The following is a 23,430-nucleotide window of genomic DNA, read 5'->3' on the forward strand; positions in this document are numbered from 1 at the left end:
GTCGAAGGCGTTGAGCAGCGGGGTGCCGTATCCGGGCCCGCCGGGGGTGCCCATGTCCACCTCTCGGAAGCCGATCTCGGCGGCGGCCCGGTGGCTCGGCCGGGGTGACGAGCGGGGGTGCCGCCGGGCGGATGGACCGGTCCCGGCGGCACCGGTCCTACTGCCCCGCGGTGCAGCAGGGCGGGAACGTGGTCACGGGTGCGGTGGGCGTCGCGCTCGGGCTCGGCGGAGCCGTGGGCTTGGCCGGCACCGTGGGAGCCCCGGTGGGCTTGCCGCTCATGCTCGGGCTCGGGTTCGCCGTCGGCTTGCCACTCATGGTCGGGCTCGCGGTGGGCTTGCCGCTCGTGGTCGGACTCGGCGTCGCCGTCGGCTTGCCGCTCGCGCCCGGGCTCGGCTTGCCGGTCGGGGTCGGCGCGGTGGTCGGGGTCGGGGTCGGGGCGGGCTGCGTGCAGCCGAGCGTGGTGAGCGAGGCGGTGTAGCGCTGACTGAGGAAGTCGAAGAGGTTCTGGCCGGCCTGCGGCGAGGCCGCCGCAGTGGTGAACTGCCGGTCCAGGGCGATGCGTTGGGCACCCGCCGTGGTCATCCCGGTGCAGTACTCCGTCGAGTCACCGTTGGCGGCGCCGCCCAGCGGCGGCTGGTTCACACCCGCGCGGTACAGGTTGACCTTGGCCGGGCTCTGCTTGCCGTTCTCCTGGACCATGGGGTCACTGAGCGGGACCAGGGCCATCGGGGCCGCCTGGAACTTGGCCGCCTGCAGCTCGTTCAGCGCGAGCGAGGTGACGTTGCTGCCGGGGTCGGCGAGGTCCGGGGCGGTCCACGGGGTGCAGCCGAGGGCGGGGTCGATGAAGTTGTCGAGCAACAGGTTGTCACTGCCGTTCAGCAGGGCGGTGGGCTTCATCGCCTTCATTCCCCCGCCCAGCGCGGCGGTGTTCTTCTTCGTCCGCTGCGCCGTCGTTCCCTTGGCCGTCGCCAGGTACTCGGAGGTGACGTTGTCGCTCTGGTCCTGGTCGACGACACCGTAGTCGCGGGTGGTCGGGCAGGGCTTGCCGTCCTTGGCGGTGCCCAGCGCCGGAATCTTCAGCTTGCCGGCCTTGTCGGCCGCGTTCGCCGCGGCGAAGAAGGCGGGCGCGTTGCAGTAGGCGAACTGCCCGAACGGCTGGCCGCCCGGGGTGCCGCCGACGCACTTCCCGGCGGCGGTCTGCCCGGTCATGGTCAGCACGTTGCCGTTGAATCCGAACCAGATGCCGACGACGGCGCCGGCCGGCAGGGCCGGAACGACGGGCGCTGCGGCCGGCTTGGTCCGCTTGTCGACCACGAGGGGGTTGTAGACGGACACCGCTCCGGTGGCCGGGTCGAGCACGGTGGCCTGGACGAACGCCGACTGGTTGGCGTTGGCCTCGTGGCACGCCCCCTGGGCGGCGTTGGTGGCCGACAGGACGTACGGCGTGGCCAGACCGGCCGCGGTGAGCGGGTTGGCGGGCACCTTCAGGGTGCAGTTCATGTTGGGCTGGGCGGGCGGCGCGGGCGTGGTGGCGGCGAAGGACACCCCCAGGACGGCGGCGCCGGCGGTGAGCACGCTGCCCAGGCCGAGGCTGAGCGCCATCACCTTGCGGCTTCGGCCGCGGGCGCGATGGTGAAATGGCTGGTGTTTCATGTCAGTACTCCTGAAGGAGGCATCGTCGCGGCGAATGCCTCGTCGGGGGAGGAAGAAGGAGGCGATTGCCGGCAGGGGGGAGATGGCGATCGCGGCCGTTCTCCGGCGATGAGCCGTCCAGCACGACTACGGGTTGACGGCCCGGCAGGTCGGTCGCTGGTGAGATGGATGCTAGGAGATGGACGCCGCCGGATGCCCCGTTCAGCGCCAGTCCTAAGCGACGCATAAGGTTTCGCTCATTCAGGACGGTGCTCACCGGACCGACCGGCGCGGCCGCCGGCTCCGGCCCGGGTCCGGCGATCCGCTTCACCGCGACGAGCGCGCCGCGGTCACCACCACCCCGGCCCTGACCTGCGGTTCCTCGGTCCGGCGAGCACCCTCGCGGGCCATGGGCGAGGCTGAGCGCATCCTTAGCAACCCCTTAGGGAACCCGCCGACTTCGGATCTTGACGTCGTTGTGCCGATACGGTCGGCGGCGTACCGCAGACCGGGAACTGCCTGCCCCACCGCGCAGTTGCCTGCGATTCACGACGCCGACCAGGTGCACTTCCCTCCGCTGACTTCCCCCCTGGAGACCATGATGGACACCACCAGCCACCCCGTCGGCCACCCCACCGCCCGCCCCGCCGCGGGCCCGGCCGCGTCCGCCGTGCCCGATCCGCTGCGGGCCGTGCACCTGGTCGACGTCGCCGCGCCCGGCATGGAGGGCCTGGCCCGGTGGCTGGCCGGCCGCGGCGCCGACGTCACCGGCAGCGTCCCCGAGGCCGACCGGGACAGCCCCGCGGTGGCCGCGCTCAGAGCGGCCGGCGTCCGGGTCCGGGTGGGCTTCGCACCCGATCACGTGCGCCCCGACCGGACGGCCGTGGTGTGGTCGGGCGTCTTCGCCGGGGCGCATCCCGAGCTCGACCGCGCCCACGTGCTACGGCTGCCGATCCTGGGCCGGGCCGTCGCGCTCACGGCCATCTGCGCCCAGGCCGGTTCCGAGGCGGTGGCGGTGACGGGCAGCCACAGCACCGCGACCGCGGCCGCCGCCCTGGCCGCCCTGCTGGACGACGGCCGGACCGGCTGGATCCTGAACACCCCGGCCCGCGGCGGCAGTTCGGGGCACGCCGGACACGCCGGACACGACGGCGGTGGCCGGCTCGTCGCGGACTTCTGCCCGGACACCGCCACCCACGAGGCCGCTCCCCCCGGCGCCTGGCGGCACCGCCCCGCACCGCACTTCCTCCACCACGAGCCCCGGTTCGCCGCCGCACTGATCCTCAGCACCGGCGCGAACGCCCCGCACTACGAGGACAACCTCGCCGGCCTCGACGCCGCCGAGCGCCTCGCCCGCAGCGCCGACACCGTCGTCCTGCCCACCTGGGACAACGGCGTGCGGATCCTGCGCGAGCGCCTGGGCGACCGGCCCGGACCGCACGTGGCCACGGTCGGCACCGACCCGGCCGACACCGTGTGGATCATGCGACCCCGCTGGACCGGCGAGGACTTCCGCGTCACCCTGCGGCACGAGGAGACGGACCACGCCTTCGTCCTCCCGGTCACCGGCCGCCACCACGCCCTGGCCGTGTGCGCCGCCATCGCCACCGCCCTGATCCTCGGCGAGGACCCGCGGTCCCTCCCCGAGCGGGCCGCCGCCTTCCGCGGCGCCGAACGCTCACTGTCCGTGCTCGGCACCCGGTTCGGCATCACCGTGGTGGACTCCCGCGCCCGGCACCCGCACGAGATCGCCCAGGACGTCATCGCCGCCCGGATGCTCACCGAGGGCTCGCTGGTCGTCGCCCTGGAGCCGGACGGCATCGCCCGCACCACCGCGCACGCCACCGAACTCGGCGCCGCCCTCGACGCCGCCGACCATGCGATCCTCCTACCGGTCAGCACCCCGCTCGCTGCCCACCTCGCCCCCGACCCACTGGACGCCGTCGAGCAGGCCGCCCTCGACGCCCTCGGACCGGAAGCCGTGCACCGCGTCCGCTGCGCCCCGGAGCAGCAGATCTCCGAAACCACCACCGCGGGCGACCTCGTCCTCATCATCGGCACCGACCAGGCGGCACGGCTCGGCCCGAGACTGCTCACCCACCTCGCCACCCCGATCCCACCCCACCCGTGACCCGCGCCCCGCACCGCCCGTGGCCCACACCGCCCCGCGCCATCCCGTTCCCCGGTGCCCGGACGACCACCCGTCGGCCGGCCGCGCCCCCGCGCACGGTCGGCCGTGTCGACGTCGATCGCCACCGGCCCGGCGGGTTCTCTCCCGCCGGACGAGCCGGTGCGCTACCCGGTGCGCGGCTGGGGAACGCGGGCGGGGACGGCCGGGCGGGCGCCGGTCTGGTGGCGGAGCCCGGTGGGGCGGGCCTGCGGGCAGCGTCGTCGGCGGCGGCAGCAGGGGGCGCTCTCACCGATCGCGTTCAGCGGCAGGAGCATGACGACCACCGCGGACTGCTGCTCGTCCGCGGCCTCGTACGTCGGCTCGGTGGCCGGTGTCTCGCGGCGGCTCTCCTGCGGCCGGTCGGGTCCGTCGCCGGGAACGGTCCGGGCGGCACGGAGGAAGCGGTCCAGGCGGGAAGCCGCCAGACCGAGCGCCTCCGCGAGCTGTTGGACCGAACGGCGGTGTGGCCGGCGCACCCGGCCCCGCTCGATGTCGCTGATCGTCCTCACGCTGACCTGGGAACGCCGGGCCAGTTCCTCGTGCGTGAATCCCGCTTCACGACGAAACGCCCTCAGCATGCCCCCGAACCCCGCGTCCACCCGCTGTGCGCTCGACACGTCACGCCCAGACACTCCCGCCCCCTTCCTACCGAACGTGTGCTCCCCCGCTTTGCCGTGTGGGAGCGCTCCCATGGAATGGGAGCGCTCCCACACGGATCGGGAGCGTAGCAGCACTTCACATCGGGGCCGGCAACGACACGCGCCGGGAGCTCGCGGAAGGACAAACGGATGTGATGACCCCTCAGGACCGGAAATGGTCAGGCCGAGGCCCGGACCGTCAGCTCGGTCGGCAGGATCACCTGGCGACGCGGCCGGCCGGGTTCGGCGATCTCGTCGAGCAGCAGCTGGACCATCAACCGCCCCATCTCCTCGGTCGGTTGGCGCACGCTGGTGAGCGCCGGATCGGTGCTCCGGGCGATCACGGAATCGTCGAAGCCGACGACCGCCACGTTGGCGGGCACCCGCCGCCCCGCCTCGCGCAGTGCCCGGAACGCGCCCACGGCCATCAGGTCGGAGGCGCAGAACACGGCATCGAGGGTGGGCGCTCCGGCCAGCAGCTCGCGCATCGCCTCGTAGCCCCCCGCCTCGGTGAAGTCCCCGTGGGCGACGAGCGCGTCGTCCAGGGCGAGGCCGGCCTCCGCGAGCGCCTCCCGGTACCCCGCCAGACGCGCTCCGGCCGCCTCCATGTCGAGCGGTCCGGTGATCGTGGCCACCCTGGTCCGGCCGCTCGCGACCAGGTGCCGGACGGCCGCCCGGGCCCCGCCCGCGTTGTCGGCGTGGACGTAGCTCAGCGGTTCCCGCTCGGAACGGCGGCCGCCCAGCACGGCCGGCATGCCGAGCCATTCGAACAGGTCGGGCAGCGGGTCGTCCTGGCGCACCGAGACCAGCAGCACGCCGTCGACCCGGCGCGCGGTGAGGTAGCGCGTCAGACGCTCGCGCTCGTCCTCGTTGCGGACCAGGGTCAGCAGCAGTTGCAGGTCGGTCGTCGCGAGCTCGTCGGTGATCCCGGTGATGACGTCCGAGAAGTACGGTTCCGACCGCAGCCGCGCCAGGCTTTCCGGGACGACCAGGGCGATCACGTCGGTGCGCGAGGTCACCAGGGACCGCGCCGCCTGGTTGGGGACGTAACCGAGCTCGGCGATGGCGCGCTCCACGTCCTCCCGGGCCTTGGCGCTCACCTTGGGCGAACCGTTGATGACGCGGGACACCGTTCCCCGGCCGACTCCCGCGCGAGCGGCCACGTCCTCCACCGTCGGTCGCGCGGCGGACCGGGCGGCTCCGGGGCCCGGCCTTTCAGATCGGGGCATGATCACACTCCGGCGTGGCTCACACGGCGATCGTTCGGAACCGGACGACGGAAGTGATCCACGAGGTCGACTGTTCGGGGGGACGTGCTTGCACACTCTCGGGCGCGGCCATCCTACACGGCGTGAGAGCGCTCCCACCGACCTGGCCAACGGGCCTCTTCGGCACCGGACTTGACGGCCCGGGGTGCGGCGGGCCAGGGCATGACAGCCCGGGGCCCGGTGGTCGGTCGGGAGCGCTCCCGACCGGCCACCGACCACCGGCAGCAGCAGCCCGCCACCGGACGCCCGGCGCCAGCCGCCCGCCCGGGTCGGCCATCCGCACCGGACCTCCCCAGCTGCCGTCCCCCTGGCTCCAGTAGGTGTAGAGGGCGCCGGAGCGGACGACGAAGACCTGCGGCCGGCCGTCCTGGTTCAGCCCGGCCCAGGAGGTGCCCCGCGACCAGCGGTAGTACATCCGGGAGCACCAGGCGTCGGAGTGGTTCCCCGAGTGGTCGTGGCTCGCGTACTCGGAGACGAACACGCCCTTGGCGCCGACCGTCGCCGGGTCGAGGTTCACCGGGGAGTCGCTGATGTTGTAGTCGCGGTAGTTCACCTGGATCAGCGCGCCGCCGTACCGGAGGGCCGCCTGGCCGGCGAACTTCGCGGCGGCGACGTGGTCCGAGTGGTCGCCCGAGTAGCGGGTGTCCGGGAGTTCGTCCTGGGCCCGGAGCACCGTCGGCCGGTACGTCACCATCAGCTGCCGCAGCACCTCGACGACGTCCGCGGCCGTGTAGGTGGACGGTGCGCGACGACCTGCGTGACCAGCGGCCCGGAGCCGGCGGCCGCGGCCGCACCCGTGCCCCTGCCCGCGGCCGGACCCGTGGCCGCGGCCGCGCGGGCGGCGGTCCCCTTGGCCGGGACGGGCGCGGCGAGGGCGGTGAGCGCGACGGAGGCGAGGAGTCGCCGTCGTCCGATTGCCATGTGATTCCCCACGATTCGAAAGAGGCCCGTGATCGCGCCGGGCGGAGGCGGCGGATCATCGGGCGGGGAACGCCCGGGACGGTATCCCGTGAATTCACCCGGCGCAACGGTCGATTGGCGTACGATCAAGCCACTGAACGGTCGGTGATTCCCGCCGCAGGGCCCTGGTACCGGCCCTGGAATCGGCTTACCGCGCGCTCGGATGTCCGGGGCGGAACATCGTCCGGACGGGCGGCGCAAACGTACCGCACGGCAGCACCGCGACGACGGCCGAAGACGCGGACCGGGTCGGCGGTGCCGCTCGGCCCGGCGGCGGAGCCGGTCGGCCCACCGGCGCACCGGCAGCGGGCCGCTCGGCGGCCGATCAGGCCACTGACCAGGGAGATCATGGCGGAGGCGGCCACGGCGGGACAGCCGGACGGCCGCGCCGCGCCTCCTCCGCATCCGGCAGTTCCGCCTGCCGGCGACCCGGTTTCTGCAGGAAGCTCCCCATGGTTTCCGCCTGGCATTCCTCCTGGCGGACCACGGACACGTGGTGATTGTCTTGTGGTCGGCGGATGAGCTCGGAGAAATCCCACCGCCTCATCGGATTCCGTTCCTCGCCATCGCCCAGGAAAGGAGGTTCCTCCATGGTCCGCGATCCGAACCACGAAAGAAGAGGGTTTTCCGTATGGCCAAGACCTCCCCATGTGCCGTCGTCCGCCGCCTCGGCGACTTCTCACGGGAATTGAGGGGACTCCCGGTCGGGCGATCGCGGGCCGGAAAAGCGCGCGAGCCGTTCCGCTGCCTCAGCGAGCAGCGAGCCCCGGGCGAGCCGCCGGAGGTCATCGACGTCTGCCGCCGCGCCCTGGAGATCGACCCGTATCCGGAGGACGTCGACCGGGCCCTGATCCGGTGCCGCGCGACCCCTTCGTCACCGCCCTGCCTGGACTCGGGCTACCGCGACCGATCAAGGAGATTGGTGTGACCGTGCTGGAGACGAACCGGGCTTCCGGTCCCTCGGTGGAGCATCCCGCTGCCGGAGCCTCAGCCGGTGCCGGCCCCCTGATCGTCGGCATCGGGGGCACCGTCCGCTCCGGTTCCTCGACCGAACGGGCGGTCCGGGCCGTGCTCGCGGCCTCCGCGGCGGCGGGAGCCCGGACCCTGCTGTTGGGCGCCGACGCACTGCAACTGCCGCTCTACGCACCGGGGGAGTCACTGCGCACCCCGGCGGCCCGGCAGCTGACCGAGGCCGTCGCCCTCGCCGACGGCCTGGTGATCGGCACGCCCGCCTACCACGGGGGCGTGTCCGGTCTGGTGAAGAACGCCCTCGACTACCTGGAGGACCTGCGCGAGGACGAGCGTCCCTACCTGCACGGCCGGGCCGTCGGCTGTGTCGTCACCGCCCGCGGGACGCAGGCCGCTTCGGCGCTGGCGGGGCTCCGCTCCGTCGTGCACGCCCTGCGGGGCTGGCCCACTCCGCTGGGAGTGACCGTCAACACGGAGAACGTCACCGTGGCCCCCGACGGCAGCACCGGCGACCCGCGTCTCACCGCGCAACTGGCCATCGTCGGACGGCAAGTGGTCGAGTTCGCCCGGATGCGCACGTCGGCCGGCTGAGCCCTCGCCGCTGCCCGGCCCCGGCCCCGGCCTGACCGCTGTCCGGCCCCGACCTGCTCCCGGCTTCCTCCGGGACCGCCGTGGATCGCCGCCGCCGGCTCCGCCGACCGCGGCCTCCCCGGACGTCCGCCGCCACGATCCCGCCCACCCCTGTGGTTCCGGCTGCCCTGACACCGGATCCTCCGCATCCGCATTTCCCCTGTCCGACCGTGATTCCGATTGGAGCGCGCCATGGAAGACACCGCGAAGTCCACAGAGCCCGAGGAGACCTCCGCGGCTCCCGCCCCCGGGGCGGAGACCCCCGAGGTTCCCACCGCCGAGGCGGAGAACACCGCGACGGAGGCCACCGCGGCGGAGACCGCCGAGGACGACGACCTGGACGCACTGGACGAGCTGGACGACGTCGACTTCGACCTCGACGAGGTCGAGAACAAGATCGCGCCGCTCGCCCTCGCCGCCACCGAGCCCTCGCGATGGTGACGCGAGCGGCCGAAGCGGGCCGCACCGCCACCACCGCCGTCCCGGTCGACGTGAACACCGGCCCGGCCGCCTCCTACACCGGTCTGCGGGCCGGCCTCGACGCCCTGCGCGCGCAGGGCGCCGACCTCGGCGAATTCGCGGTCCGGCATCCGTCGGAATGGGCGGAGCTCTTCCCCGCCGAGACCGCGCCCGGCACCGCGCCGCTGGAGGAGATCGCGCTGGCGCCCTCCGAGCGGCGGCTGCACCGGGAGAGCGAGCAGGTCTACCGCGTGCTGACGGTGGCCGCCGCCGCCCTCTGCACGGGCACCGCGCAGCTGGGCCGGCCCCTGCTGATCAGCGGGATGGGCGGCACCGACCTGTCCTCGCTGCGCGGCTTCATGCGGGCCGTCGAGCACGCGCGGCTCGTCGAAGGCGCCGAACTGCTGCTGGACGCGCCGACCTCCGTCCGGGCGCCGCTCGGCGGGCACGCCGACTACCGCGCCGAGCGGGTGCGGTGCCTGCGCCGCATGGGGCTGCCGGTCACCGAGGCCGACCTCGTCATGGACCTCGGTACGGCTCCCGACGCCCGCTTCGTGCCGGTGTCCGAGGAAGGCGCGCTGTTCCTGCGGGCGACGGACTCCGGGAGCTCCGCCGTGGACCGGGTGGCCGCCGCCCTGGCCTACTGCCGCAGGGCGTTCTTCTCCGCGAACTGGGAGGGCATGGCGGTCGTCGCCGACGAGGCGCTCGGGCTGCTCGCCGGCATCCCGGAGTCGGCCGTACCCGGGCTGCTCGCCGGGGCGGAGCGCGAGGAAGAGCTCGTCCACGCCATCGAGTTCGAGACGGCGATCCTGCGCGGCACCGCCGACGTGCGCGGTTTCCTGCTCAAGGTGCTCGGCATCCAGGCGGGTTTCCGCGGGGACCAGGACACGGCCATCGCCTGCTTCCGGGCCATCCGGGAGGACGCCGCCGGCCTCTCCCCGGAGCTGCGCGCCCAGTCGCACCTGTACTCCGCGCTCACCCTGTCCAAGCGCAAGAACCGGCTCGCCGAGGCCGTCGCCGAGGTGGAGCAGGGCTTCGAGGTCGTCAAGGAGCGGCCGGACGAGGCCGAGAGCGTACGCCGCGAGCGCGGCTGGCTGCACAACCTGCGCGGGCTGACCCTGTTCGCGGAGCGGCGTCTCGGAGCGGCCTTCGAGCACGAGAAGCAGGCGCTGGCCTGCATGGCGGGCCTGACCGACGCCAGTGCCGCGCACCTGCGGATCAACCTGTACTCGAACATCAGCGTGCTCCAGGAGAAGGCGGGCAAGCCCGGCTCGGCCCTGGCGACCTGGGAGAAGTTCAAGCAGGCCACCGGCTCGTCGAACGCGGGCTTCCGCAAGCACCACGCGTACCGCAGCGCCGGTCTGCGGCTGCTCGTCGGCGAGCGGGACGCCGCCCTGGAGGACCTGGACGTCACGCTGGTGAACGCCGCCGAGCTGGGCGACCTCTTCCACGAGACCGAGGTCCGGCTCGAACTGGGCATGCTGCACGCCTCCGGCGGTGACGCGAAGGCGGGCGCCGAGCAGTACGAGCGCGCCGAGTCCGCGGCGCGGCAGCTGGGCGATCCGTACCGCATCGCGCTGGCCCAGGCCGGTCGGGTGATGACGACCGGCTCCCGGGCGGCCGCCGATTCGGTGCAGACCACCGCGGCGCTGAGCCTCACCCGCCCCCAGGAGGCGGAGGCCCTGGCCAAGGCCGTCGCCGAGGGCGGCGAGCTGGCGGGGCTGCTGCCCGAGCCGCGGACCAAGCTCAACCGACCGTTCGACCTGATCAACTTTCAGGACTGAGGCCATGACGGACCAAGCGACCCAAGAGGAAACGGGACAGCGGGCGCAGTGGCAGCTCTACGATCGGCTGCTGCTGCGGCGGGCGGGCTTCGGCATCGACCTGCTGACCGCGCTCGGTGACGGGCCGGCGGGTGCCGCGGCCGCGGAGTACCGGGAGGCGGTGGCACGGTTCGAGCAGGGCCGCACCCGGCTCCTGGAGGCGATCGCCGAGTCCGTCACCGGCACCGACCGCGAGCGGGACCGGGCCGGACTGCGCGAACTGTCCAAGCTGCGCGGCCGGGTGGGCCGCCGACTGCCCGTGGAGCACGACCCGCACGCCACGGACGGCACACCCGGCACACCCGGCCCCGACGGCACGAACGGCACGCGCCGCGGCGACCTGGCCGCGGCGATCGACGGCTACCGCGCGGCGCACGCCGCCCGGCAGCAGGTGGGCGAGCGGCTGACCGCCGCCCTGGGAGAGGAGGTGCTGCGGCGGCCGGAGCGGGTCCGCGACCTGCTCCGCGACGAGCGGGTGTGCGACGCCCTGCTCCAGCTGTCGCCGTCCTTCCACACCGAGGCGGTGCGCTGGGCCGACGGCTGGCAGCAGCAGGACAGCGCGGCCGGCCGGAACCGTGCCAAGGACCGGTCCTTCTACCGCCGGGTCTACCTGTACGGCCAGCGGCTCGGCGCGAAGAACGAGACGACCAGCTACTTCGGTCCGCTGGTGCACGGCCGGATCGACCGGGCGGCCGAGGGCACCGCCCTCGGCCCCGAGACGGCGTCCGGCTACCACGTCCTGGCGGCGCAGACCGCGTTCTGGGCGGTGTGCGAGCTGGCCAAGCTCATCGGCACGGACCCGCAGGTGCGGGACCGCCCGCCGGTGGCCTGGCTGCCGTCCTGCCGCCGGACACCGGGCGGGACACCCGGGTCGGGGACCATCCAGTCCGCCGACGGCCGCCGGATCCCCCTGTCCGGGGTGCGGTGGCAGCTCGCCGAGGCCGTCGACGGCCGGCGTTCCACCGCCGAACTGGCGGCGCTGGCCGGGCTCGACCTCGCGCAGACCCGCCGGGTGCTGGACCGGCTGCGGCAGGCCGGGGCCGTCCGGCTCTGGCCCGAGCCGCCGTCCACGGCGGCGCGGCCGCTGGACTGGCTGCTCGCCTGGGCCGACCGCTACGCGCAGGACACCGCCTGGCCGGCCCGGCTGCGGGAACTACGCGATCTGGGCGACGCCTACGCGGCGGCCGAGGGCCACCGGAACCGGGCGGTCGCGTTGGAGCGCGTCGAGGAGTGCTTCACCCGGCTCACCGAGGCCGACGCGCGTCGCGCCGGCGGCCGGATGTACGCGGACCGGCTGGTGGTGTCCCTGGACGCCAAGGGCGACCAGAGCCCGGTGGTGATCGGTGGCGACGTGGCCGGGCGCTGGGAGTCCGAGCTCAGCCCGGTGCTGGACCTGGCCGCCCGCTACGGCGAGCTGCAGCAGCACGCGGCGGCCGAACTGTGCACGGAGATCATGCGGGCGGCGGGCGGCGACGCCATGCCGTACGACGAGCTGATCCGCCGGATGCGCGACGCGGTCGAGGCGGGCGCTCTGGACCGGCTCGCCGGACCGCTGATCGCGTTCAAGCGGGACTACGCGGCGCTGGTGGAGTCCGCCGTACGGGGCCAGGAGGCCCGGCTCTCCCCCGCCGAGCTCGCGGAGTTCGCGCCCGAGCCCGGCCGGCACCGTTTCGTCAGCCCGGACCTGATGCTGGAGAGCCGGGCGGACGGCAGCGAGCTGCTGGTGCTGGGCGAACTGCACCCGTACGTCTTCGCCTGGGGTTCCCAGGGACTGTTCAGCGACGAGCAGGACCGGATGCTGAGCGACTTCGAGGCGGGTCTCGAACCGTGGGGCGGCCCCGAGCGGCTGGCCACGGTGATCCGCCGCAGGCGCCACAAGGGCCTGGTGGCCGACTGGTTCCCGGGCCGCTTCATCGAGATCACCTCGGTGGCCACCGACGACCGGGAGCGCACCGTACCGCTGACCGACCTGACGGTCGTGCTGGTGGACGGCACGCCCCGGCTGCGCACCCCCGACGGTGAACTGACCCTGTACGCCGGCGAGGACGACCACGTGCACCTGCGGGCCTTCGCCGCCCCCGGCGTGGGGCTGCCGCTGGTGCGGATCGGGGACTTCGCGCCGAGGATCACGGTCGGCGACCTGCTCGTCCAGCGGGCGCGCTGGTGGTTCGACCGGGCCGACCTCGGGGTCGACGCGGCGCGCGACCCGGCCGCCGCCTTCCTCGCCGTCCAGTCGCTGCGGGCCCGGCACGGCGTGCCCCGGTTCTGCTTCGCCTCCCTTCCGCACGAGCCGAAGCCGGTCGGGATCGACCTGGACAGTCCGCTGGCCGTCGACGCCCTGGTGGCGATGGTGCTGGCCGGTGACAGCGCGACCGTGTCGCTGGCCGAGATGAGGCCGGCACCGGACGCGCTGTGGCTGCGCCACGGCGGGGCCCCCGTCACCTCGGAGTTCCGGATCGCCATGAAGAAGGCGTCGTCATGACCCACCCGTCCACCCGATCACCGCAGGCGCCGGCGCCGGCGCCGCCGCCGGCGCACGAGTCGGCACCGGAGTCGGCGCACGAGTCGGCACCGGAGTCGCGGCCGCACGGCTGGGAGCTGCTGCCCACCGTCGTCCTGCGCAGCGCCGGGTTCCCCTGGCAGCTGGTCGAGCGACTGGCCTGTGCGGGGACCCGGCTGCTCATCGAGGAGCTGTTCGCCCTGGAGGCCCGGGCGGCCGACGTGGCGTCCCGGCTGCACCCGGTGGGGCGGCTGTCCCGCGGCCAGCAGGCCAAGCTGCGCGGTCTGCGGCCGCTGCCCGCGGCGGACAACCTGCCCGCCGACTGGCTGGCCGAGTGGAACACCGCGACGGAGCGGGTGGCCGCGCTGCGGGAGCGGCTCACCGCCACCGTCGAGGCCGACGCGACGACGGTCGACGCGGCGCTCGCCGCCATCCGCACCGATCAGCGGGTCAACGACGCCATCGTCTGCTCCTCGCCCGCCGTCCACCGCGACCTCGCACGGGGGGCGACCGGCGGCCGGATCCGGCGCCAACTCGCCTCCTACGCACAGCGGCTGGCGTCCAAGAGCGAGACGATGAGCTTCTTCGGGCCGATCAACTACGGCCGGCTCAGCCCCGGTTCCGACGCCGCCACGACGCTGGACTGGGAGGGCCACACCGCGATCCGGGTCCGCCAGGCGCACACCGCGGCCCGGGTCAACGACGCCGTGCAGGAGCTGCTGCTGGCCGATCCGGCGCTGGCCGAGCGGCTGGCACCGGTGCGCAAGACGCTGACCGGGACGCCCCGCGGCACCGGCGTCGGCGCGGCGCTGCTGCGGGAGGCCGACGGCGTACGGACGGTGGCCCGGATCGCGTCCGGGTGCGGTGCCGGTGTCCCGGAGGCGGTGGCGGCGTTCGCCGCGGCCGTGGCCAAGGGGACGCTGACCCACACGCTGTGCCCGCCGGCCACCGTGGTCGACCCGCTGCGCTGGACGCTGGAGCGGATCGACGCCGCGGACCCCGACACCGCCACCCACGCGGCCGGGGTGCGGGCCCTGCTGGTGAAGGTGCTCGGACTGCTCGACGACTACCCGTCGGCGCCGCCCGAGCGGAAGCTGACCATCCAGGCCGAACTGGAGTCGCTGCTGCCCGTCACCGACCGCTCGGCGGAGCGCGGCCGCTTCTACAACGACCGGGTCATCATCCACGAGGCCGCCGTCGGCACGGCCGGGCTGGAGGTCCGCGGACCGCTGGCCCGCGACATGTGCGACGCCGTCGCGCCGGTGCTCGACCTGCTGGCCCACGAGGCCGAGGCGACCCGCCTGCGCACCAACCGGGCGGTCGCGGCCCGGCTGGGAGCCGGACGGATCCCGCTGCTGCGGGCGCTGCGGGAGTGCGCGGACCTCGACATCGAGGCGGGCGGAGCGCTCGGCGCCGAGCTGGGCCGGGTGATCGAGGCCGCGGGCCCGGACCGGGCCGAACTCGACGTGGCGGGGCTGCTCGCCGCGCCGCCGCCGCCCGCCGCCCCGGTGCTCTGCTCCATCGACGTCCTGATCGCGGCTCCCGACCTGGCCGGCTACGAGCCGGGGGTGACCCCGCTCGTGCTCGGCGACATCCACGACGCGGCACTGCTCACGCCGTGGGCGCTGCAGTTCCACCCGGACTCCGCGGCACTGCTCGCCGAGCGGGACGCCGGGGTGCGCCGGGCCCTGGGCGACCAGGTCGCCGTCAACGTGATCTCGCGCCGCACGACCGGGCTGCCGCCGCTGGAGTTCCCCGGCGTGGTGCTCGAACTGGGCGGCACGGCCGGCCCGGACCGGGAGCGGATCGGCCTGGACCGGCTGTGGCTGGAGAGCGACGGCGAGCAGGTCGTCCTGCGCGCCGACACCCACCCCGGCCGGAGCCTGCTGTTCCACAACGGCGAGCTCGACACCGCCGTGCACACCGCGCTGGCGCTGCCCCGGATCCGCCGCCCGATCCTGCCGGACCTGCCGCACGTGCCGCGGCTGCGCTGGGGCAACGTGGTGTTCTCGCGGCGGCGCTGGTCGCTGCCGAGCGCCGCGGTGGTGGAGGCGCAGAGCGGCCGGCAGGAGGCCGAGCGGCTGCTCGCCTCGGCCCGGCTGGTCCGGGAACGGGGCCTGCCCGAACGCTTCTTCGTGAAGTCGCCGGCCGAACGCAAGCCGGTGTACGTGGACACCGCGAGCCCCGAGCTGCTCAGGGGCATGGCCCGGCTGGCGGGCACCGCGGACCAGCTCCTGGTGTCCGAGCCGCTGCCCGCGCCCGAGGACGCCTGGCTGCGGGACGGCGAGCTGCGCTTCGCCTCCGAGCTGCGCTGCGTGTACCTGCGGGGCGGTGGTGAGCGGTGACGCGCCGGGTGGTGCTCCCTCCCCTGTTCGATCCGAGTCTGGCACCGGACCTCGGACCGGGCGACGAACTGATCGATGTGAACGCGCGCTTCATCGCGCGCCTCGCGGGCCCCGGGGCCCTCGCCGGGCTGGCCGAGGACTACGCCCTCGGCCGGCGCGGCGGGACCGACCCGGCGGAGGACCGGACCAAGGCGCTGTTCGCGCGGGCCGCCGCCCGGGTCACCGCGCGGGGCGGCCGGTCCGCCGGCCGGCTGCGGGCCGTGGGCATGGCGCTGCGGCTGGCGGGCGAGGCCGATCCGGCGCTGCGGCTGGCCGCGGACGACGTGGAGCTCGTCGGCGGCACCACCGAGCGCGGGGCCGACGTGGTGCGGGCCGCCGAGCGGACCGGGCTGCTCGGGCCCGAGCTGCGGTGGGCCCGTACGGCGGTCCCGGACGGGCGGGCGCACCTGCTGATCGAGACCGATCAGCAACTCCCGGCCGCCGCCGCGCTCCTGACCGCGCTCGGCCCGGAACGGGTGGTGCTGTGCGGGCGGTTCGCCGTCGCGCACCGGGAGGCGCTGCGCGCGCTCGCCCCGTTCTCGGCGGCGGGCTTCGAGGACTGGACTCCGGCCTGGCGGCTGGGCGAGGAGTGGTCGGGGGACGGCACGCCGGTCCGCTGGGTCCGCCGCGCGGCCGACTGGCGGGCCGGTGGCCCCTGGGCGGGCTGGCTGGCCCCGGACGAGGCGGCGGCGCTGCCCGCCGAGGCCTGGCGCGACTGCCGGGGCGCGGCACTGACCGTGGCACGACTGGCGTCCTGGGCCGAGGTGACGGGCGCGGACGGCGGCCGGACCGATCTGCGGGCCGTCCTGGCCGCGGCGGACGGGGCACCGCTGCGGGTCGAACTGCTCGTCGGGGCGCCCGGGGTGAGCGCCGAGGAGACCGGCGCCTCGGCGCGGAGCCTGCTGTCCGGGCCTGGGCCCGGGCTCGCGGGGCTCAGCCCGTTCCGGCTGCCGGCGGTCCGTGCCGGTGCGGCCGTGCGGGCCGGGGACGGTGCGCCGGCGGCCGGGGACGGTGCGCCGCAGACCTGGGACGGTGCGCCGCAGACCTGGGACGGAGTGCCGCTGACCCGGCACCCGGCCCCGGAGCACGACCTGCCGCGCTGGGACCGGTTCAGCGCCCCCGGGACGCTCGACGACACCGCGCGCGCCGCGGCGATCGGCGTGCTCAACGCCGAACTCGGCGCCGTGGCCGAGCTGTTCCCCGGCCGGTTCGCCTGCTGCGTGCTCGCCGAACCGGACCGGACCCCGGTGTGGGAGCCCTCGGCCGCCGTGGTGGCCGAGGAGGGGCCCGGCCCGGACGACCGGGGCCCGGGTTCGTTCGTGGTGAACCTGCGGGCGGGCAGCGCGTTCCGGCTGCATCCGAAGCTGACGCCGGTCGTGGAGCGGCTCGCGTCCGGCGACACCGCCGTCCTGGACCGGATCGGCGACGGCGTCCGAAGGAAACTGACCGACCGGCTGGTCCAAGCCGGAGTGATGCGGAGGGACCAGTGAGCCGACAGTGGCGCATCGGGCGGGAGTTCATCCTGCGCCATGCGGGAATGCCGTTCGACTGGCTGGAGGAGCTGGGCGCGCCCTACTCCCTGCTGGAACTCGCGGACGAACTGCTCGACCGCGAGCGGGCCGTCCTGGAGCTGGTGGAGACGCGGTTCAGCGGCTCCCGCGCCGAGTCGCTGCGCTCCGACGTGCTGCGCGGACGGGTGCGGCAGGTGCCGACGAAGTCCGGCGGAGCGCAGTGGAGCGCGGCGGTGCGCGCCTGGGCCGACACCTGGGAACGCTACGCGCTCGCCTGCCGACAGGCCGACGAGGAGGCCGGCGAGCGGCTGCGGGACCTGCTGGCGGATCCGCGGGTCGCCGAGGCGGTGTTCCTGTCCAACCCGGACGCGTACCGCAACATGCTGCTCCCGCTGCTGGCGTACGAGGGCCCGCTGACCTCGCGCTGGCGCCGGGTGCGCCGGCAGATGTTCACCTACGTGCAGCGGTTCTGCGCGAAGAACGAGACGGTGAGCTTCTTCGGGCCCATGGCCTACGGCACGGTGGGTGAGGGCGCGGACGCCGTGCTGCGCGACGACGTGCCCCGGGTCCGCCGGGTGTTCTTCTCGCACTGGGCGGCGCGTGCGCTGGCCACGGCGATCGCCAGGGACCCCGGGATCCTGCCGCGACTCGCCTTCCACTCCACCGGCCGCGGTGACGCGGCGCGCGAGCCGCTGCTGTCGCTCGTGGCCCCGGAGGGAACGGTGTTCCGCGAGGTGGCGCGCGCCGCCGGGCAGCCGGCCCGCGAGGTGGCCAGGACGCTGATGCGGCTGGTGGCCGAGGAGGCCGTCACCGTCGGTCTCGGCGGCGGCGACTACGACCTGGAGCCGCTGGCGACCCTGCGGGACCAGCTCTCCGCGCTGCCCGCCTCGCCGGCCCGCGAGCTGTGGCTCGGCCGGATCGCCGAACTCTCCTCGCTCATCGACGACTTGGCGGAGCTTCCGCTGGAGCGCAAGGAGGCCGCGGTCACCGCCCTGGAGAACCGGTTCACCGAGTTCACCGGCAAGCCGGCCAGGAGGGGCGCCGGTGCGGCGTACGCCGACCGCGCCGTGTTCTTCGAGGAGTGCGCGTCGCCCTTCGCGCTGACCCTCGGCGCCGGGCTGATCGACGACTGGGAGCGGCAGCTCGCCCCCGTGCTGGAGGTGTGCGCCGCGCACGGGCAGGCCGCCCAGCGCGCCGCGGCGGCCGCGGTGCGCGACGCCTTCACGGACGGCGCGGCAGGAGGGGAGGGCGCGGACGGCACGGAACTGGACCTCCTCACCTACGCGACCCGGGCGGCCGCGAGCCGTGCCGACTCCACCAGCACCTTCCAGGCGGCCCACGCGCCGAGCTACCCCGGCACCGACTGGCGGGCCGAGGTCGAGCGGTTGACCGACGAGGCCGCGGCGCTGGACGGCGACCGGTACGCGGTCATCGACCTGTGCCCCGCCGCGCCGCACGCCGCCGGGCTCGGCCTCGCCGCCCCGCTGGTGCTCTCCCGCGCCCACCACCACCTGCTGGTGCACAGCTGGCTGGGCACCATGCACCCGGATCCGGACCGGCTCGGCGCGGACGCCGCCGCCTGGACGGCGGAGCAGGACGGCGCGGTGGTCGGGCTCGACTTCGGGCGCCGCAACAAGGGCTACTACCGCTTCCCCGGCCGCGAGGTCGCGATGCGCCCGTTGACCTGGACCGACCACGACCGGCCGGAGCTGCTGAAGCCGGAGGACCTCACGGTCCGGATCGGGCCGGACGAGGTCACCCTGCACGATCCGGACGGCCGGACGGTCAGCGCGTACGTCCCGCTCAGCGACTTCGTCAAGTACGCCCCGGTCGCCGCCCTTTCGCACCCGCAGGTGCTCCACCCCACCTTCACCACCGAGGACGCACAGCCCGAGGTGGCCCTGGGGTCGGTCGTCCTGCAGCGGTCCCGGTGGCAGGTGCCCACCGCGGCGCTGGCTGCGCCGGAACCGGAAGCGCGCTTCCTCGCGCTGCGCAGGCTGGCCCGGGACACCGGGTCCCGGTTCGTCTTCTGCCGCAGCGCCCGGGAGCGCAAGCCGTACCTGATCGACCTGGCCTCACCGCTCGCGGCCGACCTGATCAGCCATGTGGCGGGCGAATCCGAGCAGCTCGGCGTGGAGCGGATGTCGCCCGGGCCGGAGGAGCTGTGGCTGCGCGACAGCGAGGGCCGGCGCTACACCAGCGAGCTGCGGATGCAGGTCATCGGCCGGAGCAGCGACCGGAACGGCGGCGCGCACGACGACGGAACCGACGGCGGAACCGACGGCGAGCACGAGGGCGGGAGCAGCACGCGATGACGCACACCACGCTCTTCGCCGAGCACGCGCAGCGGATGCGGGCCGATGTGCTCCCCGACGGCACCGTCACCACCGAGCGGACCTCGGTGCGCGGCATGAGCGTCGAACGGCACCTCGCCCCGGGCCGCGCCGAGCACCGCTTCGCCGACGGCGACGACCTGCTGTCCTCGGGCGCCGCCGGAGCGAGCCCGGAGGCCGCCGAGGCGCTGCGGGAGGTGCAGGAACGGCCGCTGTTCGAGCTGACCCCCGAGCTGCGCACCGCGCTGGCCGGGATCGCCGCCGGGACCGGCGCGGAGCTGACCCTGGGGGTGGCCCAGCAGCACGTCGCCGCGGGCGACCCGGAGCGCGTCTCCACCGCGGAGCGGCTGGTCACCACCCTGGAGACCAGGCTGACCGGTGCCGACGGCACCGTCCACTCCCGGTCGCTGCTGTGCGCCCCGCCGTGGTCCGACCCGGAGGGGCTGAGGGAGGCGGCCGGGCGGACGGCCGACGCGGTGCGCGAACGCCTCGCCCTGCCGCTCGCCACCGAACTCCCGGACGGCGCCGACCTCGTCCTGCTGCCCGGCCTCGCCGGGGCGTTCTTCCACGAGATCGTCGGCCACCCGATGGAAGCCGACGTGGTCGCGTCCGGGACGAGCTACCTCGGCGCGCGCGCCGGCCGGCGGGTCGGGCCCGAGTGGCTGTCGGTGCTCGACGGCGGCGCGCACGACGGACCGGGCTACCGCAGCCCGTTCGACGACGAGGGCACCCCGTGCCGCACCCTGCGGCTGATCGACCGGGGCACGGTGGGTCAGCCGATGACCGACCGGGCGCTCGCCGCCCTGTCCGGCGGCGGCCCCGGCACGGGGCACGGGCGCAAACAGAGCTACCGGCACCCGGCGATCCCCCGGATGACCCACACCGTGGCCGTGATCGAGCCCGCGGCCGAGCCGGAGCCGCCCTCGGGCGACTGGATCGCCCCGTACGGGCTGCGGCTGGACACCATGAACATCGCCTCGGGCGCCTTCGCCTTCCGTGCCCCGTTCTCCCTGCTGCACCGCGCCGACGGCAGCACCGCCCGGCTGGGCCCGCTGACGGTGACCGGTGACGGGGCGCGGGTGCTCGCGGGGCTGCGGCCCTACGAGCACCGGGTCGCCGCCTACCTGCGGGCCACCGGAGGCTGCGGGAAGCTGGGGCAGTACCCGGTGCCGGTGTCGTTCGCGAACGCCGGCTTCCGGCTGCCGGCCGGACTCGTCGGGCTGCGGGCGGTGGCCCGTGGCTGAGACCCGGATCCGGGCCGCCGGAATCGTCACGCCCACCCGCGGCGCGCCGCGGCTGACCGTCTCGCTCGACGTCCTGCGCGTCGAACGGGACGCGACGGGCCTGGTCACCGGCTCCCGGCGGGTCGCCGGGCCGACGGACCGGGACGCGGGCGAGGAGACCGGACTGCTGCTCGCCGCGGCGGCCGAACGGGCGGCCTCGGCCGTCGCCGGCCTGCAGAGCGCGGTGGCGCAGGTCCACGAGTGGCACGACGGCGACGGTCCGCCGGTGTCGCGGCGGGCCGAGGTGCTGGCCCGCGTCGAGACCCCGGGCGGTCCCGTGCTGCTCGGGACCAGCGGCCGGGGGGAGCCGGCCGCACTGGTGGCGGCCCTGCCCTGGGACGACCTCGGTTCGCTCCCGCAGCCGTTCGTACCGGCCGACCCGCCGGCCGACTGGCGCGAGCGGCCGCTGCTGCTGCGGCCGTCCGTGGCGTCGGTGCTGGTGGCCGGCGCGGCCTTCTCGCTGACCTCGCGCGGGGGTCGCGCGAGCGCCGGCCGGCTGGCCGGGCGGCGCGTCCTGCCGAAGCTGACCCTGACCGAACTGCCGTCGGCGCCACCCGGGTCGGGGCGGGACGACCGGGGCGCCCCGGCGCTGCCCACCGTCCTGGTGGACGGCGGCCGGATCTGCCCGCCGCCCCCGCTCGCCGAGGGCATCGCGCTCGGCCGGGCCGTGTGGGACCACGACGCCGGCGGGTTCGTCCCGCCGCCGCTGACCCGGCTCGAACTCGACGGGCCCCGGGCCGAGCTGCCCCCGGACGCGCTGGAACTCGTCTGGTGCGTGGAGGGACTCCAGCGCTACCACGGCGACGGCACCGTCCGGCTCCAGTGCCTGGCACGGGTCGCGGACCGGCCCGACGGCTGGTTCCGCCTCGTCCTGCGGGGCCGACCCGTCCATCTGCTGCGCCAGGCCCGTGGCCTGGCCGGCCCACCCATGGCTGTCCACAGCGACAGCGACGTGACCACCCGCTCGCTGGTACTCGCCGGCGCGGCCGAAATGGAAGGTGCAGGACATGCCGTCGTCACCATCGTCAACCCCTGACTTCACGCTCATCGGCGGAGGGATCGTCGGTGCCTGTCTCGCCGAGGAGTTGAGCGGCCGCGGGGCGTCGGTCCGCGTGCTCGACTCCGGGGACGAGCCCGGGCACTCGACCAACCGCGCGGCGGGCGTGGCGGTCCCCTCGCTGCGCTACCTCCCCGACCGGGAGTTCTACGACTGGCTGCGGACCGCCAAGCTGGACCTGGACGCCGACGTCGCCCGGCTGGAGCCGGAGTACGGCGCGTTCAGCGTGGCCAGGCCCATCGTGCGCGCGCTGCGCGAGCCGGACCTGGAGACCTGCGGCGACGTGCTGGACGGGCTCGGCGTCGGCGACTGGGTGGAGGGCGACGCCCTCGCGCAGGCCACGCCCGGGCTCAGGCTGCCGGCCACCAGGCGCTACCTGCTCGACCCGGCCGGGCTGATGATCGACGGCCGCCGCTACCTGGACGCCGTCCGGCGCCGCTGCCTGGACCGCGGCGTCGACTGGCGGCAGGGCGTCACGGTGCGGGAGGTGCGCGAGGAGGGCGCGGCCGTCTCGGTGGTGACCTCCGACGGGACGCTCCGCGCGGACCGGGTGGTGGTCACCGCCGGCGCCTGGAGCTCGGGCAAGGGCCTGGCCGAGGCGACCGGGGTCCGGCCGCAGCGCGGGCAGATGGCGGTGCTGCGGACCGACGAGGAGCTGAACTGCATCCTGTCCTCCGCCTACTACCTCGCGCCCGGGGTCGGTGACGACGTGATCGTCGGCGCGACGGAGGAGGACACCGGCTTCGCCGAGCACGTGACCACCCAGGGCATCGAGCAGATGCTGCGGTTCGCCACGACCGTCATGCCGGGGCTCGCGGACTCGGTGCCGGTGGAGCTGCGCGCCGGACTGCGTCCGGTGTCCGGCACCGGACGGCCGCTGGCGGGCGCCCTGCCCGGTCACGCGCGGATCTTCCTGTCGGCCGGCCACGCCGGGCACGGGCTGCTCTCGGCGCGCACCACCGGCAAGGGCATGGCGCTCGGCCTGGTCGACGACGACTGGGAGGCCCTGCCGTACAGCATGTGCCCCTCGCACGCCCTGGGCGGCGCCTCCTGATGCGCCTCGACCACGTGATCATCGGCGCGCGGACCATCGAGCCGCTGCGCGAACTGCTGTGGGACCGCTACGGGTTCGGCATCACCGACGGCAGCCCCAACCCGGACGGCACGGCCAGCTGGGTGGTGCCCTTCGACACTCCGGACGTGCAGTACCTGGAGCTGCTGGTCACCCACGACGAACGGCGCCTGGCGGAGGAGGACTTCGGCCGGCTGTTCCTGGAACGGACCGCGGACGGCCCGGACTTCCTCAACTGGGCGGTGCTGACGGACGACATCGAGTCCACCGCACGCGAGGTGGAGACGGTCACCGGCGCGGACCCGGACCTCTTCCGCGGCGAGTCGGTCCGGGCCGACGGCGTCCGGGTGCCGTGGGCGGAGGCGGCGTTCGACCTGTCGTGGCGCAGCCGGGTGCTGCCGTTCTTCCTCAGCTACGGCGACCCGCGGGCGCGCGCGGCCCGGGTGCCGGGCGATCTGACGGCGGCCGGGCACCGGGTGTGCCCGACGGCGCTGCGCCGCCTGGAGACGGGCCCGGCGCAGGAGCGGGACTGGGCGGACCGGTGGCCCGGGCTCGCCGCGCTCGACGTGGTGGTCGACCCCGCGGCCGGGCCCCGCGTCACGGCGGTGCACCTCGACACCGCCGAGGGCGAGACGGTGGTGCGGCTTCCGTGACCCCCGCACGCCCCGCGCCCGTGGGGGCATCGGGCAGCCCCGGCCGCGGCACCGCCGCGGCCGGGGCGTCCGGTCCCGCCCGGCCGG

The 23,430-nt window shown here is 75.2% G+C and carries 16 protein-coding genes; 12 read left to right on the plus strand and 4 right to left on the minus strand.

Annotated elements, in window-relative coordinates:
• Positions 1-157 precede the first annotated feature (157 nt).
• Positions 158-1,654, minus strand: a complete 1,497-nt coding sequence (locus AB0Q99_RS33065) for a hypothetical protein (RefSeq protein ID WP_363577741.1) — start codon at positions 1,652-1,654, stop codon at positions 158-160.
• Positions 1,655-2,234: 580 nt separating this feature from the next.
• Here AB0Q99_RS33065 and AB0Q99_RS33070 point away from each other — a divergent pair.
• Positions 2,235-3,764, plus strand: coding sequence for a Mur ligase domain-containing protein (locus tag AB0Q99_RS33070; RefSeq protein WP_363577743.1), 1,530 nt, complete (start codon positions 2,235-2,237; stop codon positions 3,762-3,764).
• A gap of 164 nt (positions 3,765-3,928) precedes the next feature.
• Here AB0Q99_RS33070 and AB0Q99_RS33075 read toward each other — a convergent pair whose 3' ends face one another.
• The 3 genes from AB0Q99_RS33075 to AB0Q99_RS33085 all read right to left on the minus strand — a co-directional run bounded on the left by AB0Q99_RS33075 (position 3,929) and on the right by AB0Q99_RS33085 (position 6,403).
• Positions 3,929-4,495 carry a helix-turn-helix domain-containing protein gene (locus AB0Q99_RS33075; RefSeq protein ID WP_363577745.1) on the minus strand — a complete coding sequence of 189 codons (567 nt, stop codon included), beginning with the start codon at positions 4,493-4,495 and terminating at the stop codon, positions 3,929-3,931.
• A gap of 125 nt (positions 4,496-4,620) precedes the next feature.
• Positions 4,621-5,670, minus strand: coding sequence for a LacI family DNA-binding transcriptional regulator (locus AB0Q99_RS33080; protein ID WP_363577747.1), 1,050 nt, complete (start codon positions 5,668-5,670; stop codon positions 4,621-4,623).
• Positions 5,671-5,689: 19 nt separating this feature from the next.
• Positions 5,690-6,403: a VCBS repeat-containing protein gene (locus tag AB0Q99_RS33085; protein ID WP_363577749.1), complete on the minus strand. Its 714-nt coding sequence runs from the start codon at positions 6,401-6,403 to the stop codon at positions 5,690-5,692.
• A 1,190-nt stretch (positions 6,404-7,593) separates the two neighbouring features.
• On the opposite strand from AB0Q99_RS33085, the gene AB0Q99_RS33090 reads away from it, so the two are divergent.
• The 11 genes from AB0Q99_RS33090 to AB0Q99_RS33140 all read left to right on the plus strand — a co-directional run bounded on the left by AB0Q99_RS33090 (position 7,594) and on the right by AB0Q99_RS33140 (position 23,343).
• Positions 7,594-8,229, plus strand: coding sequence for an NAD(P)H-dependent oxidoreductase (locus AB0Q99_RS33090; RefSeq protein ID WP_363577751.1), 636 nt, complete (start codon positions 7,594-7,596; stop codon positions 8,227-8,229).
• A 231-nt stretch (positions 8,230-8,460) separates the two neighbouring features.
• Positions 8,461-8,709 (plus strand): ammosamide/lymphostin RiPP family protein, encoded by a 249-nt coding sequence (locus tag AB0Q99_RS33095; protein WP_363577753.1) that lies wholly within the window; start codon positions 8,461-8,463, stop codon positions 8,707-8,709.
• Positions 8,703-10,511: a hypothetical protein gene (locus tag AB0Q99_RS33100; RefSeq protein ID WP_363577754.1), complete on the plus strand. Its 1,809-nt coding sequence runs from the start codon at positions 8,703-8,705 to the stop codon at positions 10,509-10,511. The genes AB0Q99_RS33095 and AB0Q99_RS33100 overlap by 7 nt, the downstream gene beginning before the upstream one ends.
• A gap of 4 nt (positions 10,512-10,515) precedes the next feature.
• Complete coding sequence (locus tag AB0Q99_RS33105; RefSeq protein ID WP_363577756.1) at positions 10,516-13,032, plus strand: lantibiotic dehydratase; 2,517 nt, start codon at positions 10,516-10,518, stop codon at positions 13,030-13,032.
• On the plus strand, positions 13,029-15,395 hold the full coding sequence (locus AB0Q99_RS33110; RefSeq protein ID WP_363577758.1) for a lantibiotic dehydratase: 2,367 nt from the start codon (positions 13,029-13,031) through the stop codon (positions 15,393-15,395). Before AB0Q99_RS33105 ends, AB0Q99_RS33110 begins: the two co-directional genes overlap by 4 nt.
• A gap of 8 nt (positions 15,396-15,403) precedes the next feature.
• Positions 15,404-16,924, plus strand: coding sequence for a hypothetical protein (locus AB0Q99_RS33115; protein WP_363577760.1), 1,521 nt, complete (start codon positions 15,404-15,406; stop codon positions 16,922-16,924).
• A complete protein-coding gene (locus AB0Q99_RS33120; RefSeq protein WP_363577762.1) occupies positions 16,921-19,260 on the plus strand; it encodes a lantibiotic dehydratase in 2,340 nt (779 codons plus the stop codon). The genes AB0Q99_RS33115 and AB0Q99_RS33120 overlap by 4 nt, the downstream gene beginning before the upstream one ends.
• Positions 19,257-20,522 carry a metallopeptidase TldD-related protein gene (locus AB0Q99_RS33125; RefSeq protein ID WP_363577764.1) on the plus strand — a complete coding sequence of 422 codons (1,266 nt, stop codon included), beginning with the start codon at positions 19,257-19,259 and terminating at the stop codon, positions 20,520-20,522. Before AB0Q99_RS33120 ends, AB0Q99_RS33125 begins: the two co-directional genes overlap by 4 nt.
• Entirely contained in the window at positions 20,515-21,597 is a 1,083-nt protein-coding gene (locus AB0Q99_RS33130; protein ID WP_363577766.1) for a hypothetical protein, read from the plus strand. Before AB0Q99_RS33125 ends, AB0Q99_RS33130 begins: the two co-directional genes overlap by 8 nt.
• Positions 21,569-22,672, plus strand: a complete 1,104-nt coding sequence (locus AB0Q99_RS33135) for an FAD-dependent oxidoreductase (RefSeq protein ID WP_363577768.1) — start codon at positions 21,569-21,571, stop codon at positions 22,670-22,672. Before AB0Q99_RS33130 ends, AB0Q99_RS33135 begins: the two co-directional genes overlap by 29 nt.
• A complete protein-coding gene (locus tag AB0Q99_RS33140; RefSeq protein WP_363577770.1) occupies positions 22,672-23,343 on the plus strand; it encodes a VOC family protein in 672 nt (223 codons plus the stop codon). The genes AB0Q99_RS33135 and AB0Q99_RS33140 overlap by 1 nt, the downstream gene beginning before the upstream one ends.
• Positions 23,344-23,430 lie beyond the last annotated feature (87 nt).

The sequence above is a fragment of the Kitasatospora sp. NPDC086791 genome, from assembly GCF_040685975.1.
Lineage (GTDB): Bacteria > Actinomycetota > Actinomycetes > Streptomycetales > Streptomycetaceae > Kitasatospora.

What these genes read in the sequence shown, in the direction of transcription:
- AB0Q99_RS33075 (WP_363577745.1), bottom strand. Translation starts at nt 4,495, where the DNA reads ATGGGAGCGCTCCCACACGGCAAAGCGGGGGAGCACACGTTCGGTAGG.
- AB0Q99_RS33140 (WP_363577770.1), top strand. Translation starts at nt 22,672, where the DNA reads ATGCGCCTCGACCACGTGATCATCGGCGCGCGGACCATCGAGCCGCTG.
- AB0Q99_RS33065 (WP_363577741.1), bottom strand. Translation starts at nt 1,654, where the DNA reads ATGAAACACCAGCCATTTCACCATCGCGCCCGCGGCCGAAGCCGCAAG.
- AB0Q99_RS33095 (WP_363577753.1), top strand. Translation starts at nt 8,461, where the DNA reads ATGGAAGACACCGCGAAGTCCACAGAGCCCGAGGAGACCTCCGCGGCT.
- AB0Q99_RS33110 (WP_363577758.1), top strand. Translation starts at nt 13,029, where the DNA reads ATGACCCACCCGTCCACCCGATCACCGCAGGCGCCGGCGCCGGCGCCG.
- AB0Q99_RS33085 (WP_363577749.1), bottom strand. Translation starts at nt 6,403, where the DNA reads ATGGTGACGTACCGGCCGACGGTGCTCCGGGCCCAGGACGAACTCCCG.
- AB0Q99_RS33070 (WP_363577743.1), top strand. Translation starts at nt 2,235, where the DNA reads ATGGACACCACCAGCCACCCCGTCGGCCACCCCACCGCCCGCCCCGCC.
- AB0Q99_RS33135 (WP_363577768.1), top strand. Translation starts at nt 21,569, where the DNA reads ATGCCGTCGTCACCATCGTCAACCCCTGACTTCACGCTCATCGGCGGA.
- AB0Q99_RS33125 (WP_363577764.1), top strand. Translation starts at nt 19,257, where the DNA reads ATGACGCACACCACGCTCTTCGCCGAGCACGCGCAGCGGATGCGGGCC.
- AB0Q99_RS33105 (WP_363577756.1), top strand. Translation starts at nt 10,516, where the DNA reads ATGACGGACCAAGCGACCCAAGAGGAAACGGGACAGCGGGCGCAGTGG.
- AB0Q99_RS33100 (WP_363577754.1), top strand. Translation starts at nt 8,703, where the DNA reads ATGGTGACGCGAGCGGCCGAAGCGGGCCGCACCGCCACCACCGCCGTC.
- AB0Q99_RS33080 (WP_363577747.1), bottom strand. Translation starts at nt 5,670, where the DNA reads ATGCCCCGATCTGAAAGGCCGGGCCCCGGAGCCGCCCGGTCCGCCGCG.